Source organism: Epilithonimonas hominis (assembly GCF_003730015.1).
GTDB classification, from domain to species: domain Bacteria; phylum Bacteroidota; class Bacteroidia; order Flavobacteriales; family Weeksellaceae; genus Epilithonimonas; species Epilithonimonas hominis.
On the sequence record NZ_RJTU01000048.1, the window covers coordinates 1 to 21,439 of the forward strand.

Sequence of the window (21,439 nt, forward strand, 5' to 3'; positions counted from 1 at the left end):
TCTATTGCGGAATTTGGGTTAAATTAAATGTTATGAAAAGCTTATTTTTAACCGGAGCAGTTTCAATACTATTATTAACTTCTTGTAATAAGGATGAAAAACTGCAAACGACAACATCTTTGGAGCAACAGAAACTAGATTATCAGGCTAGACAGATAGATTTGGAAAAACAAAAGCTAGCCATTGAAAAAGAAAAGATTAACTTCGAAAAACAAAAAGATAGTTTAAATAAAGTTACCGAAGAGAAAGCAAAAAAACAAACGCCGGTAAAAGAGCGTGTAGTTTACAGAAACAGCTCTAGAAGTTCTTCGGGTTCATATGCAGGAACATCATCATCCGGATCCAGCTCTTCAGGAACTTCTTCTTCCACTGGAACTACAGCAACACAGAAAAAAGGCTGGAGTAGTGCGGCGAAAGGTACTGTGATCGGTACGGTAGGTGGTGCAGCTGCCGGTGCAATTATTTCTAAGAAAAACCCAGGACTAGGTGCGGTAATCGGTGGTATAGCCGGTGGTGCAACAGGTTATACAATTGGTAGGGCAGAGGACAGAAAATCCGGCAGGGTTCAGAAGTAGATTAAATTTCTTCATATATATATTTTTAACACGAAAAGATTGCTTATTTTTATAAGCAATCTTTTTTATGTTTATTATCTTAAAAACCATCATATTCCTTATCATTGTCAATTTTGGTAGTGGATTTATAATCAGTAAATTGCTGAAAAATAGAGAAATAGGTTTTTTTCAAGTTTCACTTTACGGAATGATGGGAATCATTTTTATCGAAACTTTATGTGCTTTTTTTGTACCATTGGATTACAGAGTAGAGATCACACTTTTTATGCTGGGTTTGTCAGGGGTTTTATGGTTTATTAAGGAGAAAGATATTACGATTTTAGAATTCAGAAAAAATTTAGATTTCTGGTTTTGGATTTTTGTAATCCTGATTATTTTTTTGGGATCATTTTCACCCTATCTGTATGATCATTACATTTATTATATCTCTACCATACATTATCTTAAGGAGATAGGTTTTGTAAAAGGAATATCAAACCTTGATCTTCTCCTTGGGCAGACTTCTTTCTGGCATATCTATCAGTCGGGTCTTTCTGATTTTATTGATGTTAATTTCAGGATCAATACATATCTTTTAGTCCTTTTTCTAATCTATATTTACCAAAATAAGAAGTCGGCTTTTCTCGTGTTTTTTCCTTTTTTTCTGATTTTTATACAGCAGCCTAGCCCAGATTTGCCGGTGTTTATTCTCACATTGATTATTCTTAATGAGATTATAGAGAGGCGGAATAACACATTCGTCCTGGCGCTCTCACTTTTCGCTTTTTGCATAAAACCGATTTCTTTTTGGTTACCAATTTTAGTTATTTTAGAAAGTTTTCATTCCGGGAGTTTTAAATTAAAATCGCTGATTCCAATTTTTATTTTCAGCTTGATGTTTACAATCAAAAATATCTGGCTCTTTGGATTTCCTGTTTTTCCATTATCCTCCTTAGACCTCAATTTCGCGTGGAAGCCAAGTAAGGAAATATTGACTTATTCTTCTCAAATAGGCTATATGAAGTCCTATGATATGGCATATTCTTATCAGCAGATATCGGTATTTAATATTTGGGAAAAAATTTATCATTGGTTTACTTCGGGCTATAAATCGGTTTTCAATATCGCTATTATTTTATGTTTAGTTATTTTAGGCATTTTCGCAGTTAAAAGAAAACAATTGATTTATAAAATAATCTTTGTAAGTGTAATTGTTAAATTTGTTTTACTTATTATCATTTCAGCTCAGTATCGTTTTTTTATTGATGTATATTTAATTACCATTTTTGTTTTGGTCAAGGATATTAGTTATGAGAAAACTATTTTCACAGCTGTGTTTTTGTCAGTTTTGACCGCTGTGGTTTTTACTTTTCCAGATTTTGTGAAACAGAGATTTCATTTGGGAAAATGGATGTTGGGGTTTACCGCCTCACAACTCATCAGACCAGTAGAATTGCATATAGAAAATTATAAATCTTACCAGCTCGGAAATCTAAAGTTCAATGCGACAGAAAAATTGATTGAGCAGGCACCATTTCCGGCAATACCATTATACTGGCTGAAAACTTATGAATATTATAATATTTTCCCACAATTAGATAAAGGCGGCTTCGTACAGAGGAAAATGACTAACGAAGAAAGATTGGAACTCAAAAAAATCATCGTCGATTTAGAAAAATGCACACCGTGATTCCCTCAAAATTTCTCTATCTTTGAATGTTAATTGAAAAGCGGGAATTAGAAATAACTTCTCACCGATCATCAACTAGCATTTATCAATCTTATAACCAATGCCTGATTTTTTACATCCCGATAAAGACAATTATTCTGATGACGATTTGATTCAGGAAGAAAAGATCCGTCCACAGAGCTTCCGGGATTTTGCTGGCCAGCGAAAAACGTTGGACAATTTGGAAGTATTTGTAGCAGCAGCCAAAAAGCGCGGCAAAGCGCTGGATCATGTTCTTCTGCACGGCCCGCCAGGATTAGGAAAAACAACCTTATCTCACATCATTGCCAATGAGCTGGGCGTGAACTGCAAAATTACTTCCGGTCCTGTTCTGGATAAACCGGGAAGTTTGGCTGGCTTGCTCACCAATTTGGAAGAAAATGATGTCCTTTTTATAGATGAGATCCATCGTCTGTCCCCGATTGTGGAAGAATATCTTTATTCTGCAATGGAAGATTATAAAATTGACATTATGCTGGAAACCGGTCCCAATGCCAGAAGTGTTCAGATCGGCCTTAATCCGTTTACATTAATAGGCGCTACCACCAGAAGCGGGATGCTCACCAAGCCGATGCTTGCGAGATTCGGAATCCAAAGCCGTTTAGAATACTATACGATAGAACTTCTCGGGATGATTATCGAAAGAAGTGCAAGGGTTCTAGGCGTTCCAATCTATGAAGATGCAGCGCTGGAAATTGCCAGAAGAAGCCGTGGAACACCCAGAATAGCCAACGCCCTTTTGCGCAGAGTCCGAGATTTTGCCGAAATCAAAGGAAATGGAGAAATCGAAATCAACATCACAAAATATGCGTTGGATTCTCTGAACGTAGATGAGTTTGGACTCGATGATATGGATAACAAAATTATGCGGGTGATGATAGAGAATTTCCGCGGAAAGCCAGTCGGAATCTCAGCTTTAGCAACTTCCATAGGCGAAAACCCTGAGACTTTGGAAGAGGTCTATGAGCCATTTCTAATCCAGGAAGGATTCATCATCAGAACGCCTCGTGGACGAGAAGTGACGGAAAAAGCTTACAAGCATCTGGGGATTTCCAGACCAAAAAATCCTGGAGAATTATTTTAAATTTGGGCAGCTATTTCCGCCCTTAGTTTATCCTGAGCTTGACGAAGGATTCCCGCTTTTTTCCGGAATTGCGAAAAACCTAAGACCAATTAAAGATAAGTCGGCTCCGCAATTCCGGAAAAAGAGCTCCACTCAGGTCGGGCTGCAGCAATTCGATGTTGGCAATTCGACTATAATTCTTATATTAGTAACAAAACAAAACTTATATGAAGCTATATCCAATCCAATGTGGAAAATTCAAATTAGATGGTGGTGCAATGTTTGGTGTTGTTCCGAAAACGCTTTGGGAAAAAACAAATCCAGCTGACAAAAAAAATCTCATCGAATTGGGAACACGTTCACTTTTGGTGGAAGATGGCAAAAAATTAATATTGATAGATTGCGGACTTGGTAACAAGCAGGATGAAAAATTTTTTGGGCATTATTCCCTTTGGGGCGACGATTCTTTGGATAAAAATCTTAAGAAGTTCGGGTTTGTAAAAGAGGATATTACAGACGTTTTTCTCACCCATCTTCACTTCGATCATTGTGGTGGCGCAGTAGAGTGGAATGATGACAAATCTGGTTACAGACCAGCGTTCAAAAATGCGCATTTCTGGACCAACGAAAATCACTGGAAATGGGCAACGGAACCTAATCCTAGAGAAAAAGCAAGTTTCCTGAGAGAGAATATTTTGCCTTTGGAAGAAAGCGGACAACTTAATTTCTTACCATTGCCAACAACCGGTAATTATGGATTCGCTCCCGATTTGAAAATGGATGTCATTTTTGTAGATGGACATACGGAAAAACAAATGCTTCCTGTTCTTCAGTATCAGGAAAAAACAATTGTTTTTGCAGCAGATTTGATTCCGACAGCAGGACATATTCCGCAGGTTTATGTAATGGGTTATGATACTAGACCATTGCTTACCTTGGAAGAGAAAGGAAAGTTTTTGAAGCAATGTGTGGATAATGATTATCTTTTGTTTTTTGAACACGATGCGCATAACGAATTGGCAAGTGTGAAAATGACAGAAAGAGGAGTGAAATTAGACCAGACTTTTAGTTTTAATGAAGTTTTTGGATATTAAATAAATTATGGAAATACAAGATATTAATCAAAATCAAGAAGAAGATGTTCCCATACCCAAGATTATTGGATTAACGGGTGGAATTGGCTCCGGAAAAACAACAGTTGCAAAATTATTAGAGGAAAAAGGTTTTCCTGTTTATTATTCGGATGACGAGGCAAAAAATATTGTCAACAAAGATTCTGTTTTAAAAGAAAAAATCATTGAGCTTTTGGGATCTGAGGCTTATTCTAATAGCGTTTATAATCGGAAATATGTTGCTGAAAAAGTCTTTAATAATTCTGAACTATTAGAACAATTAAATCATTTGATTCATCCAGCGGTGAAAATAGATTTTGAAAGGTGGATGAATTCTCAAAAATCAGAATTTGTTTTCAAAGAAACCGCGCTTCTTTTTGAACTGAAATTGCATCTGCAATGCTACAAATCTCTTTTGATAACAGCGGATGACAACCTCAGAATCAAAAGGACAATGGATAGAGATGATAAAACTTATCGTGAAGTCGAAGCCATTATACAGAAGCAAATGCCGGAAAAAGATAAAATCAAATTAGCGGATTATATCATTTACAATAATTCTGATTTGGAAAGTTTGCGAGTTGCAACTGATGCTGTTGTTAGTGAACTTAATTAGAAATTACTTTATCTCATAAAAAAACAAAACCCCGAATATTATTCGGGGTTTTCTATTGATAGAATTATTGATTAATTCTTGATGAATTTAGTTTGAGTTTTCTCTCCGTTAGATTCTACAGATAGGATGTAAACGCCTTTTGTTAACTTAGAAACATTTACTTTTCCATCTGTTGTTCCTTGGTTTACCAATTGTCCACCTACAGAGTAGATCTCGAACTGAGCTTTTGAAGATACATTAGAAATATTAATGATATCTTTTGCTGGGTTAGGATACACATTTACCGAGTTTTTCTTAACATCAGAAACGGCTAGCTGACCAACGTTCAGAGTATAATCTTCTACCTGTCCATAACCGGATGTTCCGCAAGGTGTAGTGTTTGGTGTGAGTGTAGAATCGTGAAGACGTACTCTCATTCTTGTTTGTCCTATTTTTGCAGTAGCAGGTATTGCAATACTTCCTGTCCACGGAGATTTCTTTGCAGTTGTTACCAATACTTTCTCACCAGCATCATCAAAATTACCATCTTGGTTTAGGTCTATCCATACTAACACTTGGTCCTCAGCATAAGAAGTTCCGGAAAATGATGCTGAGAAATTGTAAGTCTGACCAGCATTTACATTCCCTATAACAGTAGTGAAATCTTCATATCCAGCTGTAGATGTAGAATTGTTATTAATGTTTGCAAACGTCACATTTGATATTTTCTCATAACTTGTAGAAGATGCTCCCGCAGTGCAATATTCAATACCTTTTGTTGTAAAATCAGTGGTGGCGTAAGCACCAGTTGATCCGCTACAAACGTTAGCTACACTTACATTATAAGCTGTACTTAATACCAATCCAGAAATCGTATAAGTATTAGTTGTAAGATTGTTAACCTCTGTCCAGTTGGTATCAGCAGCTTTTTTATATCTTAATGTATAAGTGGCATTAGCTACAGCATCCCAATCTATTTTTGCACCGGTCTGACTAATCTCTGAAGCTGCAAGACCAGCTGGAGCTGTTCCATTACAATTCATCATTTCAGAAACTGTAACTTTTCCAACAGCGTAGAAAACATTACCTAAAGCGGAAACTCTTATTGTAAGTTGAGAATTGGTAGCGAACGTATTAAAGTTCAGTTCCTCTGTTCCATCATTAGGAGTAGATGCTGCTAAAACAGTCCAAGTATTACCATTATCAGTGGTGTAATCTATTTTTACATTCGCTACATTATATGGCGCAGCAGTTGTTCCCACTGGATCCCAAGTGAAAGCGGCTGGAGCATTGTTGTAAACCTTTGTAGATGTCACTTTAAATGGTCCTGCAGTTCCTACAACAACTCGTTGAGTGCCATATTGAGTTTGTTGTTGTGTTTTGTCCGGATTATTGTCTCGTACCGTTACTTTATAATTGGTTGTTCTTGCAACTGTAGAAACAGCTTCCCAATCTGTTGTACTTTTTAAATTTCCTGCTAAAACTGTACTAAGTTTAGGGAAATATCTCGTAGGGTTAGTTGTAGGATTCCAAGATCTGAATGTAGGTCCATTGGTATTGTTCCCTAAATTGCTTGTACTGGTCGTAGAAGTTGCACTATCGGTTTGTTCCCAGCAATATGTAATAGGGTTTCCTTCCGCATCAGTTGCCTGCGCGGTTAATACGAAAGCAGTACTCTTAGGAATGGTTACGTCTGGCATAGCAACAATTACTGGTGGCTGATTTGCTACTGCCGTCTCAATATCACAGGTTTTAGAAGTAAGATTGTTCTGTACCTGTATAATACTGTTGATATGGAAGTATGGATCTGAATGTGCCTGAACATCCGCACTAGTGATACCTGCGTATCCCATAATTGTGGATCCTGATCCTGGCTCTACATTTTGGCCAGTGCCCTCCAGACTCATAGAAAATGTATGATTGGCACCTAATTGATGTCCTATTTCGTGGGCAACATAATCTATGTCAAAGTTGTCTCCTTTTGGGATACCATCTGCAGGTGAAGTGAAAGCAGATCCTTTTCCTTTATTTAAGTTGGTACTTGTGATATCTGTTGGGTTGATACAAACACAGCCTATACAGCCAGCATTACCGCCACCTCCTGTAGCACCAAATAAATGTCCAATATCGTAAGCACTGCTGCCTATGGTTGTTGATAATGTATTCTGAAGCTGAAGTCCCCATCCCTGCAAAGTGCTGGAATTACTACTTGCGGTTCCTACATTTGCGTTAGAATATGGATCAGTTTCAGGATCGGTGTAAATAAGCTGAGGGAAATCCTGAAGAATTAAATGTAATGCAAAATCATTCTCAAAAACTCCGTTACAACGTGTCAATGTTGCATTAATAGCAGATAACGCTTGAGCAACACCCCCAAAATACTGTGTGTATTCTCCTGTTACTGACATTGCTAGACGCATTGTTCTATACTTCTGATCAGATGCTTTAGAAAAATCTGTAGCACTGTTTGCGAAGCTAGAACTATTTGCAAGCTTTTCTATTTCCTTCTTTGTGACAAGAGGCTCGGTACTATTACAAAGCCAAGATCCATTTGCTCCACTGGTTTTGTTGGTCTTTGGATGAACCCCATAAACCGATTTTTCTTTGTTCTGTGGTTCTACAAATTCATAGATGCCATTTTTAATGATCATCGACTGGAAATCGTCTGGAGCTACAGAAAATCTTATGTACTTTTCCGGATCATCTATACCGGTTCCAACATATGATCCCAATTGGTATCTGTCTGCCAAAGATTGCACCACTACAGGTAAACTGTAGACTTTAAATCTTTCAATTTTACCATTTAAAGTTGGTACACTAATGATTACTGGTTTGCTGTCCTTCCCTGTAGGTTGGGCATTTTGCAGTTGTGTGCGAATAGCGTTAACATCCAAAGAATAAAACTTGGTTGCTCCATTTTGCCGTAGATTTTCACCTTTCATAGTTGTAGGTGTCCACTGAGCTAATGCACCAGCTACCATCCCAAAAGAAAGGAGAGTAGTAAAGATTTTCTTCATTATTAATAAATTTTTAACTTACCAAATATATGATTTAATAATTAAAAAAGCATCAGAAAACCTGATGCTTTTTCAATAAAATGTAAAAAATTTTAATTATTGTTGAATTTACTTTTTGGTGAGCATACTATAAATAAATAATAATAAGACTGAGCCACCAATGGCCAATAGCCAACTTCTTGGACTCCAAAAAGAGTCTACATCACCCCAGCCGAGGACATATGTTCCGATTGCACCACCTATAAAAGCGCCTACAATACCAATAATGATCGTTACAAGCCAGCCTCCTGGATCTTTACCAGGGTGGATAGCTTTTGCAATGGCTCCGGCAATAAGTCCGAAGATAATCCAAGTTAAAATACCCATAGTTTAATCTTTTTAAGTTAAAAATTTGTAATCAATTTCGCTGTTTGAAAAATGAATCTACAAATTCCATACCGTTAAAAATCTGAAGGTCTTCCATCTTTTCTCCTACGCCTATGTATTTCACAGGAACCTGGAACTGATCTGATATTCCTATCACCACGCCGCCTTTGGCCGTTCCGTCCAGTTTTGTAACCGCTAAAGCAGAAACTTCTGTAGCTGCGGTAAACTGTTTTGCCTGTTCAAAAGCATTCTGACCTGTAGAACCGTCTAAAACCAATAAAACTTCGTGTGGTGCATCGGGAAGTACCTTTTGCATTACACGTTTTATTTTAGAAAGTTCGTTCATTAGGTTGACTTTATTATGAAGCCTTCCAGCAGTATCTATTATTACAACATCTGCGTTTTGGGCAACCGCAGACTGAACGGTATCAAATGCAACAGAGGCAGGATCAGATCCCATCTCTTGTTTTACAATCGGAACGCCAACGCGCTCACTCCAAATGACCAGCTGATCTACGGCTGCAGCTCGGAAAGTGTCTGCCGCACCTAAGACTACTTTAAGTCCTTGAGATTTGAATTGATTTGCCAGTTTTCCAATAGTTGTTGTCTTTCCAACACCATTCACGCCTACTACCATAATGACATATGGTTTTTTAGAAGTATCTATATTGTCGGTGTGCAAATGAGGATTTTCCAGAAGTAGGCCAGATATTTCTTCGCGCAGGATCCGGTCCAGTTCGGATACGTTCACGTACTTATCTTTGGCAACGCGTTCTTCAATTCTTTTAATAATCTTGATAGTTGTTTCCGCACCTACGTCAGAAGCAATAAGAACATCTTCTAGGTCATCAAGCACCTCATCATCTACAGTGTTTTTTCCAACAACAGCTCTTGAAATTTTGTCAAAGAATCCTTGGCTGGATTTTTCCAAACCCTTATCAAGTGTATCTTTTTCTTCTTTTTTGAATATTTTTTTAAACCAGCTCATTCTATGTATAAATGATAAATGAAAATCAATAAATGATCCTTAGATTTTTATTTTGAATCAAAACAAAGATAACAAAAAAACTACCCTAAAAAGAGTAGTTTTTATATTGTATCAGTTTATGGATTATTTTTTTAAATAACCTTCAACTTCGTCAGCGTTCATTACTTTTTCTTCAAAAACGTAAGCTCCAGATTTAGGAGACTTCACCATTTTGATTACTTTTGTCATTTTTTTTGATCCAGCACCACCTTGAAGCGTTGCTACTACCTTTTTTGCCATTGTAAATTATTTTTATAAATTACTTAATTTCTTTATGAACAGTATACTTCTTAAGAACTGGGTTGAACTTTTTAAGCTCCAGTCTTTCTGTAGTATTCTTTTTATTTTTTGTAGTAATGTATCTTGACATTCCTGCTACGCCGCTTTCCTTGTGCTCAGTACATTCTAGAATTACCTGAACTCTGTTACCTTTTTTAGCCATTACTTAGTCGTATTTTTAATGAATCCGTTTCTAGCTGCTCTTTCGATAGCTTCTTCTATACCAATCTTATTGATAACTCTTAATCCGTGAGCAGATACTTTTAAAGTAACGTGTTTCTCCTGCTCAGGAAGATAAAATTTCTTCTCTAGTAAATTAATTTCAAAACGTCTTTTCGTTTTGTTATTAGCGTGGGAAACGTTGTTTCCTACCATTGCACGCTTACCTGTTATTTGGCAAATTCTTGACATATCTCGATGTTCTTTTGACTAATGAATATTTGAGAGTGCAAAATAAAGAATTATTTTTCAGATAGGCAAATAATTTTAAATTAATTATAAAAAAATAAGTGTTTAGTTCTAAGTTTAGACTCTAAACACTTCGTAACGTAATATCGAAAATTACGTTTTAATTTTCGATAAAGAATTTTACATTCTCCAGGGGATTGCCTAGCATCGCAATTCTTCCTTTTATAAGAATAGGGCACTGGATTACTTCCGGATGTCTAGCGATGATTTCCAATGCTTCCTCTTCATTAACTGTTTCATAATTAGAAAAATGCTCTTTGAAAATATCTTCGGATTTCCTAAGTATTTTACTTGGTTTTTTATTGAGTTTTTTAAATAGAGTCCTCAGTTCGAAAAGACTTAGCGGCTCTTTTATAACGTCAATAATTTGAAACTTAATATCATTTTCGTCCAAGTATTCCAAAATGGCTCTTGACTTTGGACATTTGCTATTATGAATTACTTTAATCATGGTTTTATTATTATCGACAATTTAATTTTGAGGTTTGTCAAAATTATTGCCGAAATAATTTAAAACAAACCGTTCAGTTCTCCATCTATTCTTTCCAGTATATAACCAAAGTCTTCCTGTTTTTCTACAAAGTCCAGATCATCAACATCGATGATAAGAAGCTTGCCTTCTTTATAATTTTCTATCCAGTTCTGATATTTATTATTAAGTTTGGAGAGATAATCTATGCTTATGCTGGTTTCGTATTCCCTTCCTCTTTTTGCGATTTGCTTTACAAGAGTCGGAATATCAGCTCTTAAATAGATTAGCAAATCAGGTGCCGAAACAAAGTCTTTCATCAGTTGAAAAACAGAAAGATAGTTTTTAAAATCTCTTTCGGACAGGAGGTTCATTTCAGCAAGATTCTCAGCAAAAATATGTGCATCTTCATAGATGGTTCTGTCTTGGATTACATTTTTGCCACTCTCGCGGATCTCCTTTACCTGTCGGAATCTGCTTCCCAAGAAATAGATCTGAAGTGCAAAACTCCATTTGGACATATCACCATAAAAATCATCCAAATAAGGATTGTGATCTACATCTTCAAATTGTGCTTCCCAACCGTAATGTTTGGACAGCATTGTTGTGAGTGTGGTTTTTCCGGCACCGATGTTCCCTGTGACAGCTATATGCATCGTTATTATTATTGATAAATGATGGGTGATTACCGATGATAAATTTACTATGATTTATCAAAGTTCGTTTTTATTATTTAAGGTTGTAAAGATATAGTTTGTCTTTTATGAGTGCCAAAAATCCTGAAGTGTTTTTATCCACAATTTTTGCGTCGGCATTGCCGAAGGTTTCTATTAAAGATTTTCCGTCAAATTGCGTAATTTTTTTATCACTGAAAATATAGATTTTGTCATTACTTCTTCTAATTTTTTTAGCGTTATTAATCACTGCAGAATATAACAGATCGCCTTTTGTGTTATACACTTCAAAATTGTTTTCCTTCAGAATATAAATTTTGTTATCATAAACAAGAAAATCCTTTATAGATTGAAAATTAGTTCCGAACGGAAATGAGTTGATGACAGAATTACTTCTGAAGTTGAACTGGAGCAGCGTTTTATTACTGTCATCTATCATCCAAGCAAATTGTAAATCCTCCGCATATACAGCAGAGATATAACCGAAAGTATCACTGAGGCTTATTTTCTGGATTTCATTAAGGTTTTGGTCGAAAAACTTGATTTCCTGCGCATTCTCGGAAAACATTACAATATTAAGCGGATTGTTTACGCTCTGAACTTTGTATGGAAAAGTCATCATCAGCTTGCCAAGTTGTCTCCCCACTGAATCGTATTTTGTGAAGCTCAGATCTTTGGCCTTGTAGAGGTATATGTTGCCGTAATCATCTCCAAAAAGTTCTTTAGTGTCTTTAAGCTGTAAACTATCGATGTCAATTTTCTTTTGCGAAAAAAGAATAGTGCAACTAAAAAATAATATGAACTTAATTAGTTTCAAGAAGAAATATTTGTAATGATTTACTTTGGACCATTCAATGTTATGATGACATCTTTTGTGAGTGCTTTGTTTTGATTATAAACGGCATCACAAATAGAAGTCGATACATTATAGCTTCCTTTGTCTACCAAGATATAGTTCTGTCCATTGGAAGGAACGGTAAGGTTATAGAACTTTTTTCCACTTATTTTAATGATAAGGTTACATTTGGATTTATTGACAAACTGAACAATAGCTTCCTTTTTATTCGGGTCATTATTGAAAAGGCTTGTAAGGATGGCTGCGGTGTTTTTTGCTTGTTCGGAGGGTTCACCTTTTGTAGCGGCTGTTCCAACTTTGGATGTTTTTTCTATTTTATTTTCCGTCATTGTTGTAACAGTGGGTTTTGCAATCTGAGGATTGCCGCCATATTTCATAGATAGTGCTTTCTGTTTAAGCTCTGTAACAGCCGGATGATTTGGGTTGTCTCTGATGAATTTTTCTACCACAGCTCGGTCTGTGGTTCTTTTTGCTTCGAAAACACTAACCTGAGAAAAAGAGCTAACCGATATAGAAAGTAATAAAAGTAAAAGAATCTGCTTCATTATATTTTTGATAACACTTTAATATAACTAAAACGTAAAATTAAAGTAAATCTTGTAATGTGTTGTATTTTTTAACAAAAAAATACGATCGTTGTGCAGTGGTTAATTTTAATGTTTTCGAAATATTATAGCTTATTAAGATTAAATGAAATGACTGTTTTTTTTATAAAATTCACTATATTTGCACGCTGAAAATAGTGATGGAGATAAAATCCGAAAATTAAATAAAAAACAATCTATATTATGTCTTATACACCAGTAGCTGCAGACGTAGCAAAACTAAGAAACACGACAGGTGCAGGAATGATGGACTGCAAGAAAGCTTTAGTAGAAGCTGAAGGAGATTTCGAAAAAGCAATCGATATCCTTAGAAAAAAAGGACAAAAAGTGGCTGCTAACAGAGCGGATAGAGATTCTTCTGAAGGTGCAGTTATCGCAAGAGTAAATGAAGATAACACTTTAGGTGTGGTAATCTCTTTGAACTGTGAAACTGACTTTGTGGCTAAGAACGAAGCTTTCATAGAGCTAGCTTACGAACTTGCAGAGCAGGCTATCACCTATGCTAACAAAGAAGAGTTCCTAGCTTCTGATTTTCACGGAATGACTGTTGCTGACAAATTGATCGAGCAAACAGGTGTTATCGGTGAAAAAATCGAGATTGGTTCTTTTGAAACAATCCAAGGTGCTTTCTTAGGTGCTTACATCCACGCAGGAAACAAAATTGCTGCAATCACTTCTCTTTCTGCTAAAGTAGATGGTGCAGATGAGGCTGCAAAATCTGTTTCTATGCAGGTTGCTGCAATGAACCCAATCGCTCTTGACGAGAATGCTGTATCCCAAGAAACTATCGACAAAGAATTGGAAATCGAAAGACACAAACTTATTGAGGAAGGAAAACCAGCAAACATTATCGATAATATCCTTAAAGGTAAAATGCAGAGATTTTACAAAGACAATACTTTGGTACACCAAGATTTCATCAAGGATTCTAGCGTATCAGTAGCTGATTACGTAAAATCTATCAATGCTGATCTTAAGGTAACAGGATTTGTAAGAGTTGCTTTAGCTTAATTAAGACCCAGAATAAATAAAATTAAATCCTGCTATATTTTTATGGCAGGATTTTTTATTTCATAATTAATGGATATTTTTGCAGTCTATTATGTTAAATGAAACATTCTAAATTTTTCCAATCACTATTTTGCTTTTTAAGCCTGATTCTTATTAATTATACCCAGGCTCAATATATAAGTGTTGATCCTAATTATACCGCTGGGCAGTTGGTAAAAGATATTTTAATCGGTCCTCAAAATGCCAGTTGTATTACGGTAGATAATGTTACAGTTTTAGGAGCTAATTTTGGAACTGGAGAATCAAGCTTCGGATATTTTAATAAAAACGGAAGTGTTTTTGAAATAGATGAAGGTATAATATTATCGTCAGGAAAGATTTCTGAAGCGGTTGGCGCTTTTCCCGGGATTCAAAGCAGCACAGCATCTGGATGGATTGGAGATCCAGACCTGGAAAATGGTGCTAACATTAATAATACTACTAATGCAACAATTTTGGAGTTTGACTTTATTTCAAATCAAAGCGATAAAATTAGTTTTGATTATATGTTTCTTTCTGAGCAATATCTGCGACAAGGCGATTCCGGAACTTGTGGCTATACAGATGGATTTGCTTTTTTAATAAAAAAAATTACTGATACCGATTATAAAAATATAGCTGTTATTCCCGGAACCCAGGTTCCCATTACATCTAATAATGTAAGAGGAGCAGGAGGAAAATGCCCTGAAGTAAATAATACCTATTTTGGACATTACAATCCAGATTATGGTCCTGTTAGTTTTAATGGGCAAACAGCAATTTTAACTGCAAGAGCAGATGTTGTTCCTGGTCAGAAATATCATATAAAGCTTGTTGTGGCCGATCAAGGAAATGCTTTGTATGATTCAGGGGTTTTTTTAAAAGCAGGCAGCTTCACAGGAAATATCAATATTGGAAAGGATCTTACCATAAATAATGCCGATCCGCTTTGTGAAAATATCCCTTATAGGATAGAACCCAATCCTCCGCTTAGCGATCCGTCAGCCAAGTATTCATGGTTCAAAGACGGACAGCCAATCGTGGGGGTTCCAATTAATCAGAGTTATTATGATGTGATTAATGAAGAAGGCAATTTCAGTGTAAATGTTGTTTTAGGAAGCGGCTGCAGACTGGAAGGGAATGTTAAAATTGAAAAAGCACCAATTGCTCAGATAGATAATACACAGATTATGGTCTGTGATGGTAATTTTGATGGAAAATATTCTGCAAGATTATCCGATTTTAATAGTCAGATTGTCACTAATTTTAATGGAGATTTCACAGTAGAATATTATACTCAATCCGGAACTAAAATTAACCCTGATAATGATTTTGAGTTTACACAGAATCCTCAGGATATTACAGTGAAGGTTGGTGCGTTCAGTTGTACTCCGGACAATTATGTTTTACGATTCTACCACGGTTCTCAACTTCAGATGAACTATCCGCAGCAGCCAGCCACAATTCCGGTTTTTGATGTTTGCGACAATGAATTCAAAGGAAGTAAAACCGTGAATCTGGATGATTATGTTGGTTTTATGACAACAGAAACGCTCAATCCCAATGATGTCAAATTTTATGATAAAATATCAGAGCTCAAAGCGGATAAGCCGTCAATCAGTAAATCACAAACACTAAGTCTTACACAAGCTGAAAAAACATTTTACATCCGGATAAAAAAGCCGGGAAACTATTGTGATAATTATTCTTCATTTAAGTTAAGGTTCAAACAACCTAAAAAATCATCGATTTTAAAAGACACGATTATTTGCAAAGGGACTACAATTGATCTGGATGCTGGTGATGGTTTTGATCCCGCTTTGAATTTGGGATTCAGTTCCTACAAATGGTATAAGGAGTCGGATCCTTTGCAAACGTCTATTAGTAATAACCGTTATGGTAAAAATCTGGCGGCTGGAAATTACATTGTAGAACTTGGTTTTAATGGATGTGTTTATCCTCAGCCTGTAAAAATATCAGAACCCGTAGATTTAGTTATTAATAATGTTTTGATAGAGGGGAATAAAGTTACTATTCTTACAGCCAATGGGATTCCGCCATATTTGTACAGTTTAGATGGATCTCCATACCAATCAGGCAATGTTTTTACCGTTTCAAAAGGTGATCATATCATAGAAGTTAAAGATGCCTGCGGATCTGTTGTTCAGAAATTTTCTATAATCGGTATTAAAAATGTGATCACACCCAATGATGATGGTATTAATGATTTTATTGATTATTCAGATCTTTTGACAAAAATTGATCCCAGATTTGAGATCTATGATAGAAACGGACAGTTGATTTTCAAAGGAATGCCAGAAAATAAGTTTATTTGGAACGGAAAGTTTAACGGAAGAGGGCTTCCGACCGCTTCTTATTGGTATATCCTGGAATGGAATGAATCCGGAAACCCAACACGTGTGCAGAACACTGGCTGGATACTCTTGAAAAACAGAAATTGATTATATCAATAAAATAAAATGCTTTCTTTACATTTGTATCAACTACTGTATTGCTCCAATGAAGAAAGCATTTTTATTTTTATTAGTCTTTATTATTTCGGTAAACTCATATGCGCAGATGGATACGGAGCATTGGTTTGCGCCGATGGGTAATAATACAACATTACCAAGTACTTATCAGTCTATTTATCTTTCTACAAAAGAAACAGTGCCGTTTGAAGTTAAGATTTATAACGGAAACACACTCTTAGGAACTAAGTCTATAAGCAAAGGAAAGTCTGAAATTTTTGATATTCCCAGACAATATATTATTACCGATGACAAGGCGGATCGGATGGTAGTCTTAAATAAGGGATTGCACCTTGTCGGAGAAAAAAAATATTTTGCAAATCTTAGATTTTCCGTAACAAATCACGCAGAAATCGTAACGTCTAAAGGGTTAGCCGGCCTGGGGAAAGAGTTTTATCTGGGAATGCCACAAGTTAATTTCGGAACCCAGGCTTTTATTTCTAATCATACTGCTAGTGTCATAGCCACAGAAAATTCTACAACAGTTACCTTATCAGGATATGAGCCTTCGTTGGTTTTTACCAATGATTCTAGTCCTCTATCTACGGAAAAAACGATAATTCTAAATAAGGGAGAATCGTATATATTCGAAATAGAAAACAATCAAAATTTTTGGAAAGGATTAATTGGTGCAAAGATTACAAGTGATAAAGCAATCAGTGTATCTTGTGGAAGTTTCTCAGGGAGAATTGCAGACACAGGTGTAGATATTTTTATGGATCAGTCTATTCCTGTAGAAAAAACCGGACGAGAGTTTATAGTGATGTCCGGCAATGGGAGAATACCATCCATAATGGAGCAGACGCTGGTTATAGCGACTGATGATAATACGCAAATTTTCTTAAACAATAATAGATCATCTGTTCCAGATTATACAATTTCCAAAGCAGGAGATTCTCTTTTCATAAAATCAGAAAAATATTTTCCCGTCTCCGTACAAGATAATCTTTATGGATTGCATATCACAACTTCTAAAAATGTATATATTTACCAATTGCTGGCAGGTAGTTCATTGCGGGAAGAAGCTTCTGGTGGAATGAATCTTATTCCTGCTCTTTCCTGCTTTCTGCCAAGTAAAATAGAAGAACTAAATGATGTTGATAAAAACCAAGTATATACTAGTTCAGAAGGAAATGTAACTAATCATTCAGAAGTTAAAATTAACATTATAGCACAAGCGAATGCGGATATTTACGTTAATGATACCAAAGCAGGCTTACTTGGTCCCTATCCTGTATTGGGAAGCTCCGACTGGGAGGTTTATACCTTGCTGGGTGCAAAAGGAAATATTACTGTAGAATCAAAAAATGGTAAAGCTGTCACGGCGGGTATAGCAGGGGGATCTACTAATGTAGGGTTTGGAGGATATTTCGCAGGATTCAGTTCTGTTCCGGCTATTTCCAAAACAGGAGACTGTGCAAAAGGGCAGCAATTAGTTGTAGATGATATTTATGATATTTTTGAATGGACTTACAGTCCGGATGATACAGTAGGTTCTTATGTGCCTTATCCGGGAAACTCCTATTCCATAAATCCAGGCGGTAAATTTGGTTATTACAAATGTACCGTGACCAAGACTTCTTGTTCTCCGTTGCCAATTACAACTAAGTCTTTCAAATATTTAAAGTGCACAGAGGTTACTGCTGTTGATATGGATACAATAGGTAATTGTAAAAGCATACCTGTCATTATTCCGGCTTTTAAAAAGGATCCGAGTATTATAATAGACACTTCCAAAACATTTATTTCTCAAAAACCTGCAGAAGGGGTAGCTTATGTGGATGCTTCTGGCGCCGTTCACTTTGATGCAAGCGGAAGCACTTTGGAACAAGTAACCTTCAAATATTACTTTGAAGGTTTTGGTGCTTTCCCAGATTCTGAAGAAGTAACAGTGACGGTCAATATTGCCCAAATCAAACTAAAAAATACAGAACAAACGCAATGTTTAAACGATAAAGGTGAAGGAATTTATAATCTTAAGTTTGCTTTTGAGACAGTAAATCCGGATCCATATAAAACATATTCTTACTACTCAGATTCTGGTTTGACACAGAAAATACCAGATGTTTTGACAGAAAGTTATCCATCAAAACCTGATAATAAAATCTATGTCGTTGTCACCAATCTATATGATTGTGATAACAGAAATAAACCAGCGGAAATACTTCTTAAGACTTTTGAACTGCCGACAATTAACACCATTGAAGTGTCGGGCACAGATTCTGTAACAATTAATGTATCTCAAGGAACACCAGGCTATTATTTTTACATCAAAAAAAATGGAAAGGAAACTGATTTTATACCAGAGTCTGCATATACTTACTTCGACAAACTTCCTGCAAGACTTCCGATCAATGATGGAAAAGGAAGTTATAGGGTCTATGTAAAATCTGCAGATAATTGCAGCCCCGTTTCCCAAAACTTTTCTGTTATAGGTATATCAAATATCATAACACCAAATGATGATGGTGCGAATGATTCTATAGATTATTCTGATTTAATGACCAAACTAGATCCTAGATTTGAGGTCTATGATAGAAATGGAAAGGTCGTTTTCAGAGGTTCACAGGAGAATCGCTACATCTGGAATGGAAAATCTGCCGGCAGAGAGCTTCCTACTTCTTCGTACTGGTATCTTCTGGAATGGAATGAGTCTTCAACTTCACAGAGGACGCAGAAGTCCGGCTGGATCCTTTTAAAAAACCGAAATTAATATTGAAAGAAACTCATTTAACAATAATTTCACAAAAAAGAAAATAATTCTGATTGCTTAACAATTTTGTGGCAAAGTTTAATAAAATTTTAACCTTGCCGGATTTTTATTTATAGAGGTACTATATGTGATTCTGTCTAAATTTGCCGCTATATTATGAAGAAGATTTTTACAATTGTTTTGCTTTTGTGTCTCGCTAAATTACAAGCGCAAGTTCTAAATGGGGAAATATACATCCGGGATAAATCCAGTCTGTATCTTAATCAGGTTTATGTTACTAATATCAATGAACATAAAAGTGTTTTGGCTAATTATAACGGAGAATTCAGAATTGCGGCAAAAGAAGGAGATGTGATTAGATTTACATCTATCGCTACAGAAAGAAAAGATATCACGGTGACATCTCAAATGCTCAATTTGAGTAAAAATTTTATAGAACTCCAGATTGCATATTACGAGATTCAGGAAGTTATTATCAGTTCTTTTCGTCCCACGGGAAATTTAAGAAAAGATGTTTCTATGCTGAAATCCTCAGAAAAAGCCTTCGAACTAAGAAAAATGATCGGTCTTCCAGAACCCACAGGTGACGGTTCTTTACCGGAGCTTCCTGTTATGTCTTTCAATCAGGGCTTAAGCTTCAGTATAGACAGTATTTTTGATCTTATTTCTGGGGAAAAGAAGAAGAAGGAAAGGTATCAGCAATATGAGAAGATGAGCAGAAGTATCCAAGCGCTTCAGGATTATTTTGGAGATGATTATTTTATACGTCTGAAAATACCTAAAGAGCTAATTCCTAATTTTTTACAGTTTGTCTATAGTTCGGATAACATTACAACATTTTTGGACGCAAATAATTTTGAAGCTGCCAAAATCTACATAGAAAAATATCTTCCAATTTATCTGCGAAGATTGCAAAATTCTCATATTATGCAAGTGAGAGATGATTTTAAAAATTAATTTAGAATTTTTTTAAATTTCCCCTGATTTATTAATTTTTTTTGGAAAAATAATTTTTTTTTAACTTATTTTTGCGCTTTTTTAGCGCACAGAAATTACAATATGGGGAAGAATAAAATTGCCAGATTCGAAGAAAACAAAATATTACCAAATGTTATACAGCCAACACGCGATGAAGCGATAAGCAGTTTCGCACACAAAGGAAAATGGGCAGCTTTTTTTGGTAACGATAATCCAATAGTTCTGGAGTTAGGTTGTGGAAAAGGAGAATATTCCGTGGGATTGGCAAAGGCATTTCCGGATAAAAATTTTATTGGGATTGATATCAAAGGTGCCAGATTTTGGTTTGGAGCCAAAGAAGCCGTTCAGTCAGGACTTAATAATGTGGCATTTGTAAGAACGCAGATTGAATTGATTGATCATTTATTTGCGGAAGGCGAGGTGTCCGAAATATGGATCACATTTCCAGATCCGCAGATCAAATTCAGGAGAACAAAACACAGGCTTACCAATCCGGAATTTCTTGGAAAATACCGAAAGATTATGAAAAAAGACGGTATTATTCATCTTAAAACAGATTCTGAGTTTTTACATGGGTACACATTAGGGATTTTGCAAGGATTCGGTCACAAGATCCTCACCTCTCACCATGACATATACGGGGCAGAAGAATATCAGCCAGATACACCTTTGCTCAAGGATATTAGAACATATTACGAAGATCTATTTTCATCGAAAGGCAAAACTATTACTTATATCAAATTTCAGTTAAAAAATGAATAAGTTTTTACTTTTTTCATTCATCATTTCCTTAACAAGTTGTGCCACACGTTCAGTATCTCCAGTCTTTGTGGACCATAACTCAAATATTATATTTTCTTCAGATCCTGTTAAGCTTCCAAAAAGTCTTGCTGTAGAACAAAAAGCAGTAATGTTGCTCAATCAGTTATTTAACACGGATCCTTCCAACGAAAAAATGATACTGGTGATCAGTAATGAGTCTGATTGTGATTTTACACTGAACATTACAGGGCGAAGCAATTATATACTGCCAGTTGCAGCAAAGAACACAGAAAGTATTGTTCTGGAACGTGGTGGTTATGAGGTAAAATCAGAAGTTTGTAAGACGCCTTACAAAACGTTCAAATTTTTTTTGGATAACACTAATCTCAGTATAAAACATACTATCGTAAAAAAAACAGAAGGAAATTCAAGGCTGTAATTCATTAACAAAGAGAATCCGTCTCACAACAAAATTTGAGGCGGATTTTTTATTTCGGTAAAATGTATATTATTTTGGAAAATAGAAAAAGTTGTCCTCTTTAGGCAACTTTCTTTCTTAGATTGTGTGCTAAAGCGTGTAAACCGAACTCCAATTCTACTTTTTTCAGACCT

21 protein-coding genes are annotated in these 21,439 nt (G+C 35.7%); 11 read left to right on the plus strand and 10 right to left on the minus strand.

The window, feature by feature from the left end; translation table 11 throughout:
• The 5 genes from EGH73_RS07095 to coaE all read left to right on the plus strand — a co-directional run.
• A partial coding sequence (locus EGH73_RS07095; RefSeq protein WP_245985461.1) for a YMGG-like glycine zipper-containing protein occupies positions 1-575 on the plus strand: 575 nt, incomplete at its 5' end.
• Positions 576-642: 67 nt separating this feature from the next.
• The gene (locus tag EGH73_RS07100; RefSeq protein WP_123281268.1) at positions 643-2,244 is read left to right on the plus strand and encodes an LIC_10190 family membrane protein; all 1,602 of its coding nucleotides are present in this window, start codon (positions 643-645) and stop codon (positions 2,242-2,244) included.
• 100 nt (positions 2,245-2,344) lie between these two features.
• Positions 2,345-3,367 carry a Holliday junction branch migration DNA helicase RuvB gene (ruvB, locus tag EGH73_RS07105; RefSeq protein WP_089770185.1) on the plus strand — a complete coding sequence of 341 codons (1,023 nt, stop codon included), beginning with the start codon at positions 2,345-2,347 and terminating at the stop codon, positions 3,365-3,367.
• A 206-nt stretch (positions 3,368-3,573) separates the two neighbouring features.
• Positions 3,574-4,440: an MBL fold metallo-hydrolase gene (locus EGH73_RS07110; RefSeq protein ID WP_123281269.1), complete on the plus strand. Its 867-nt coding sequence runs from the start codon at positions 3,574-3,576 to the stop codon at positions 4,438-4,440.
• 52 nt (positions 4,441-4,492) lie between these two features.
• Entirely contained in the window at positions 4,493-5,074 is a 582-nt protein-coding gene (gene coaE / locus EGH73_RS07115) for a dephospho-CoA kinase (protein ID WP_123281279.1), read from the plus strand.
• Between the two features lie 71 nt (positions 5,075-5,145).
• Here coaE and EGH73_RS07120 read toward each other — a convergent pair whose 3' ends face one another.
• From EGH73_RS07120 to EGH73_RS07165, 10 genes are all read right to left on the minus strand, one after another.
• A complete protein-coding gene (locus EGH73_RS07120) occupies positions 5,146-8,070 on the minus strand; it encodes a reprolysin-like metallopeptidase (protein ID WP_123281270.1) in 2,925 nt (974 codons plus the stop codon).
• 108 nt (positions 8,071-8,178) lie between these two features.
• Complete coding sequence (locus EGH73_RS07125; RefSeq protein WP_089770189.1) at positions 8,179-8,436, minus strand: GlsB/YeaQ/YmgE family stress response membrane protein; 258 nt, start codon at positions 8,434-8,436, stop codon at positions 8,179-8,181.
• A 31-nt stretch (positions 8,437-8,467) separates the two neighbouring features.
• Positions 8,468-9,424 (minus strand): signal recognition particle-docking protein FtsY, encoded by a 957-nt coding sequence (ftsY, locus tag EGH73_RS07130; protein ID WP_123281271.1) that lies wholly within the window; start codon positions 9,422-9,424, stop codon positions 8,468-8,470.
• Positions 9,425-9,547: 123 nt separating this feature from the next.
• Complete coding sequence (locus tag EGH73_RS07135) at positions 9,548-9,703, minus strand: DUF4295 domain-containing protein (RefSeq protein WP_089770191.1); 156 nt, start codon at positions 9,701-9,703, stop codon at positions 9,548-9,550.
• 19 nt (positions 9,704-9,722) lie between these two features.
• Positions 9,723-9,905, minus strand: a complete 183-nt coding sequence (gene rpmG, locus EGH73_RS07140) for a 50S ribosomal protein L33 (RefSeq protein WP_027384735.1) — start codon at positions 9,903-9,905, stop codon at positions 9,723-9,725.
• The gene (gene rpmB, locus EGH73_RS07145; protein ID WP_089770192.1) at positions 9,905-10,153 is read right to left on the minus strand and encodes a 50S ribosomal protein L28; all 249 of its coding nucleotides are present in this window, start codon (positions 10,151-10,153) and stop codon (positions 9,905-9,907) included. Before rpmB ends, rpmG begins: the two co-directional genes overlap by 1 nt.
• Before the next feature lie 157 nt (positions 10,154-10,310).
• Positions 10,311-10,661, minus strand: coding sequence for an ArsC/Spx/MgsR family protein (locus EGH73_RS07150; protein WP_089770193.1), 351 nt, complete (start codon positions 10,659-10,661; stop codon positions 10,311-10,313).
• Positions 10,662-10,720: 59 nt separating this feature from the next.
• A complete protein-coding gene (locus EGH73_RS07155; protein WP_089770194.1) occupies positions 10,721-11,335 on the minus strand; it encodes a deoxynucleoside kinase in 615 nt (204 codons plus the stop codon).
• A gap of 73 nt (positions 11,336-11,408) precedes the next feature.
• Positions 11,409-12,170, minus strand: coding sequence for a hypothetical protein (locus EGH73_RS07160; RefSeq protein WP_123281272.1), 762 nt, complete (start codon positions 12,168-12,170; stop codon positions 11,409-11,411).
• Positions 12,171-12,190: 20 nt separating this feature from the next.
• Positions 12,191-12,754, minus strand: a complete 564-nt coding sequence (locus EGH73_RS07165; RefSeq protein WP_089770196.1) for a DUF6759 domain-containing protein — start codon at positions 12,752-12,754, stop codon at positions 12,191-12,193.
• Between the two features lie 243 nt (positions 12,755-12,997).
• Here EGH73_RS07165 and tsf point away from each other — a divergent pair, with 243 nt between their 5' ends.
• The 6 genes from tsf (at position 12,998) to EGH73_RS07195 (ending at position 21,266) form a co-directional block, all read left to right on the plus strand.
• Complete coding sequence (tsf, locus tag EGH73_RS07170) at positions 12,998-13,825, plus strand: translation elongation factor Ts (protein ID WP_089770197.1); 828 nt, start codon at positions 12,998-13,000, stop codon at positions 13,823-13,825.
• Between the two features lie 98 nt (positions 13,826-13,923).
• The gene (locus EGH73_RS07175; protein ID WP_123281273.1) at positions 13,924-16,305 is read left to right on the plus strand and encodes a choice-of-anchor L domain-containing protein; all 2,382 of its coding nucleotides are present in this window, start codon (positions 13,924-13,926) and stop codon (positions 16,303-16,305) included.
• Positions 16,306-16,363: 58 nt separating this feature from the next.
• A complete protein-coding gene (locus EGH73_RS07180) occupies positions 16,364-19,087 on the plus strand; it encodes a T9SS type B sorting domain-containing protein (protein WP_123281274.1) in 2,724 nt (907 codons plus the stop codon).
• Between the two features lie 156 nt (positions 19,088-19,243).
• A complete protein-coding gene (locus EGH73_RS07185) occupies positions 19,244-20,044 on the plus strand; it encodes a hypothetical protein (RefSeq protein ID WP_123281275.1) in 801 nt (266 codons plus the stop codon).
• Positions 20,045-20,146: 102 nt separating this feature from the next.
• Positions 20,147-20,827, plus strand: coding sequence for a tRNA (guanosine(46)-N7)-methyltransferase TrmB (trmB, locus tag EGH73_RS07190; RefSeq protein ID WP_123281276.1), 681 nt, complete (start codon positions 20,147-20,149; stop codon positions 20,825-20,827).
• Positions 20,820-21,266: a DUF6759 domain-containing protein gene (locus EGH73_RS07195; protein WP_123281277.1), complete on the plus strand. Its 447-nt coding sequence runs from the start codon at positions 20,820-20,822 to the stop codon at positions 21,264-21,266. The genes trmB and EGH73_RS07195 overlap by 8 nt, the downstream gene beginning before the upstream one ends.
• Positions 21,267-21,439: the final 173 nt, after the last annotated feature.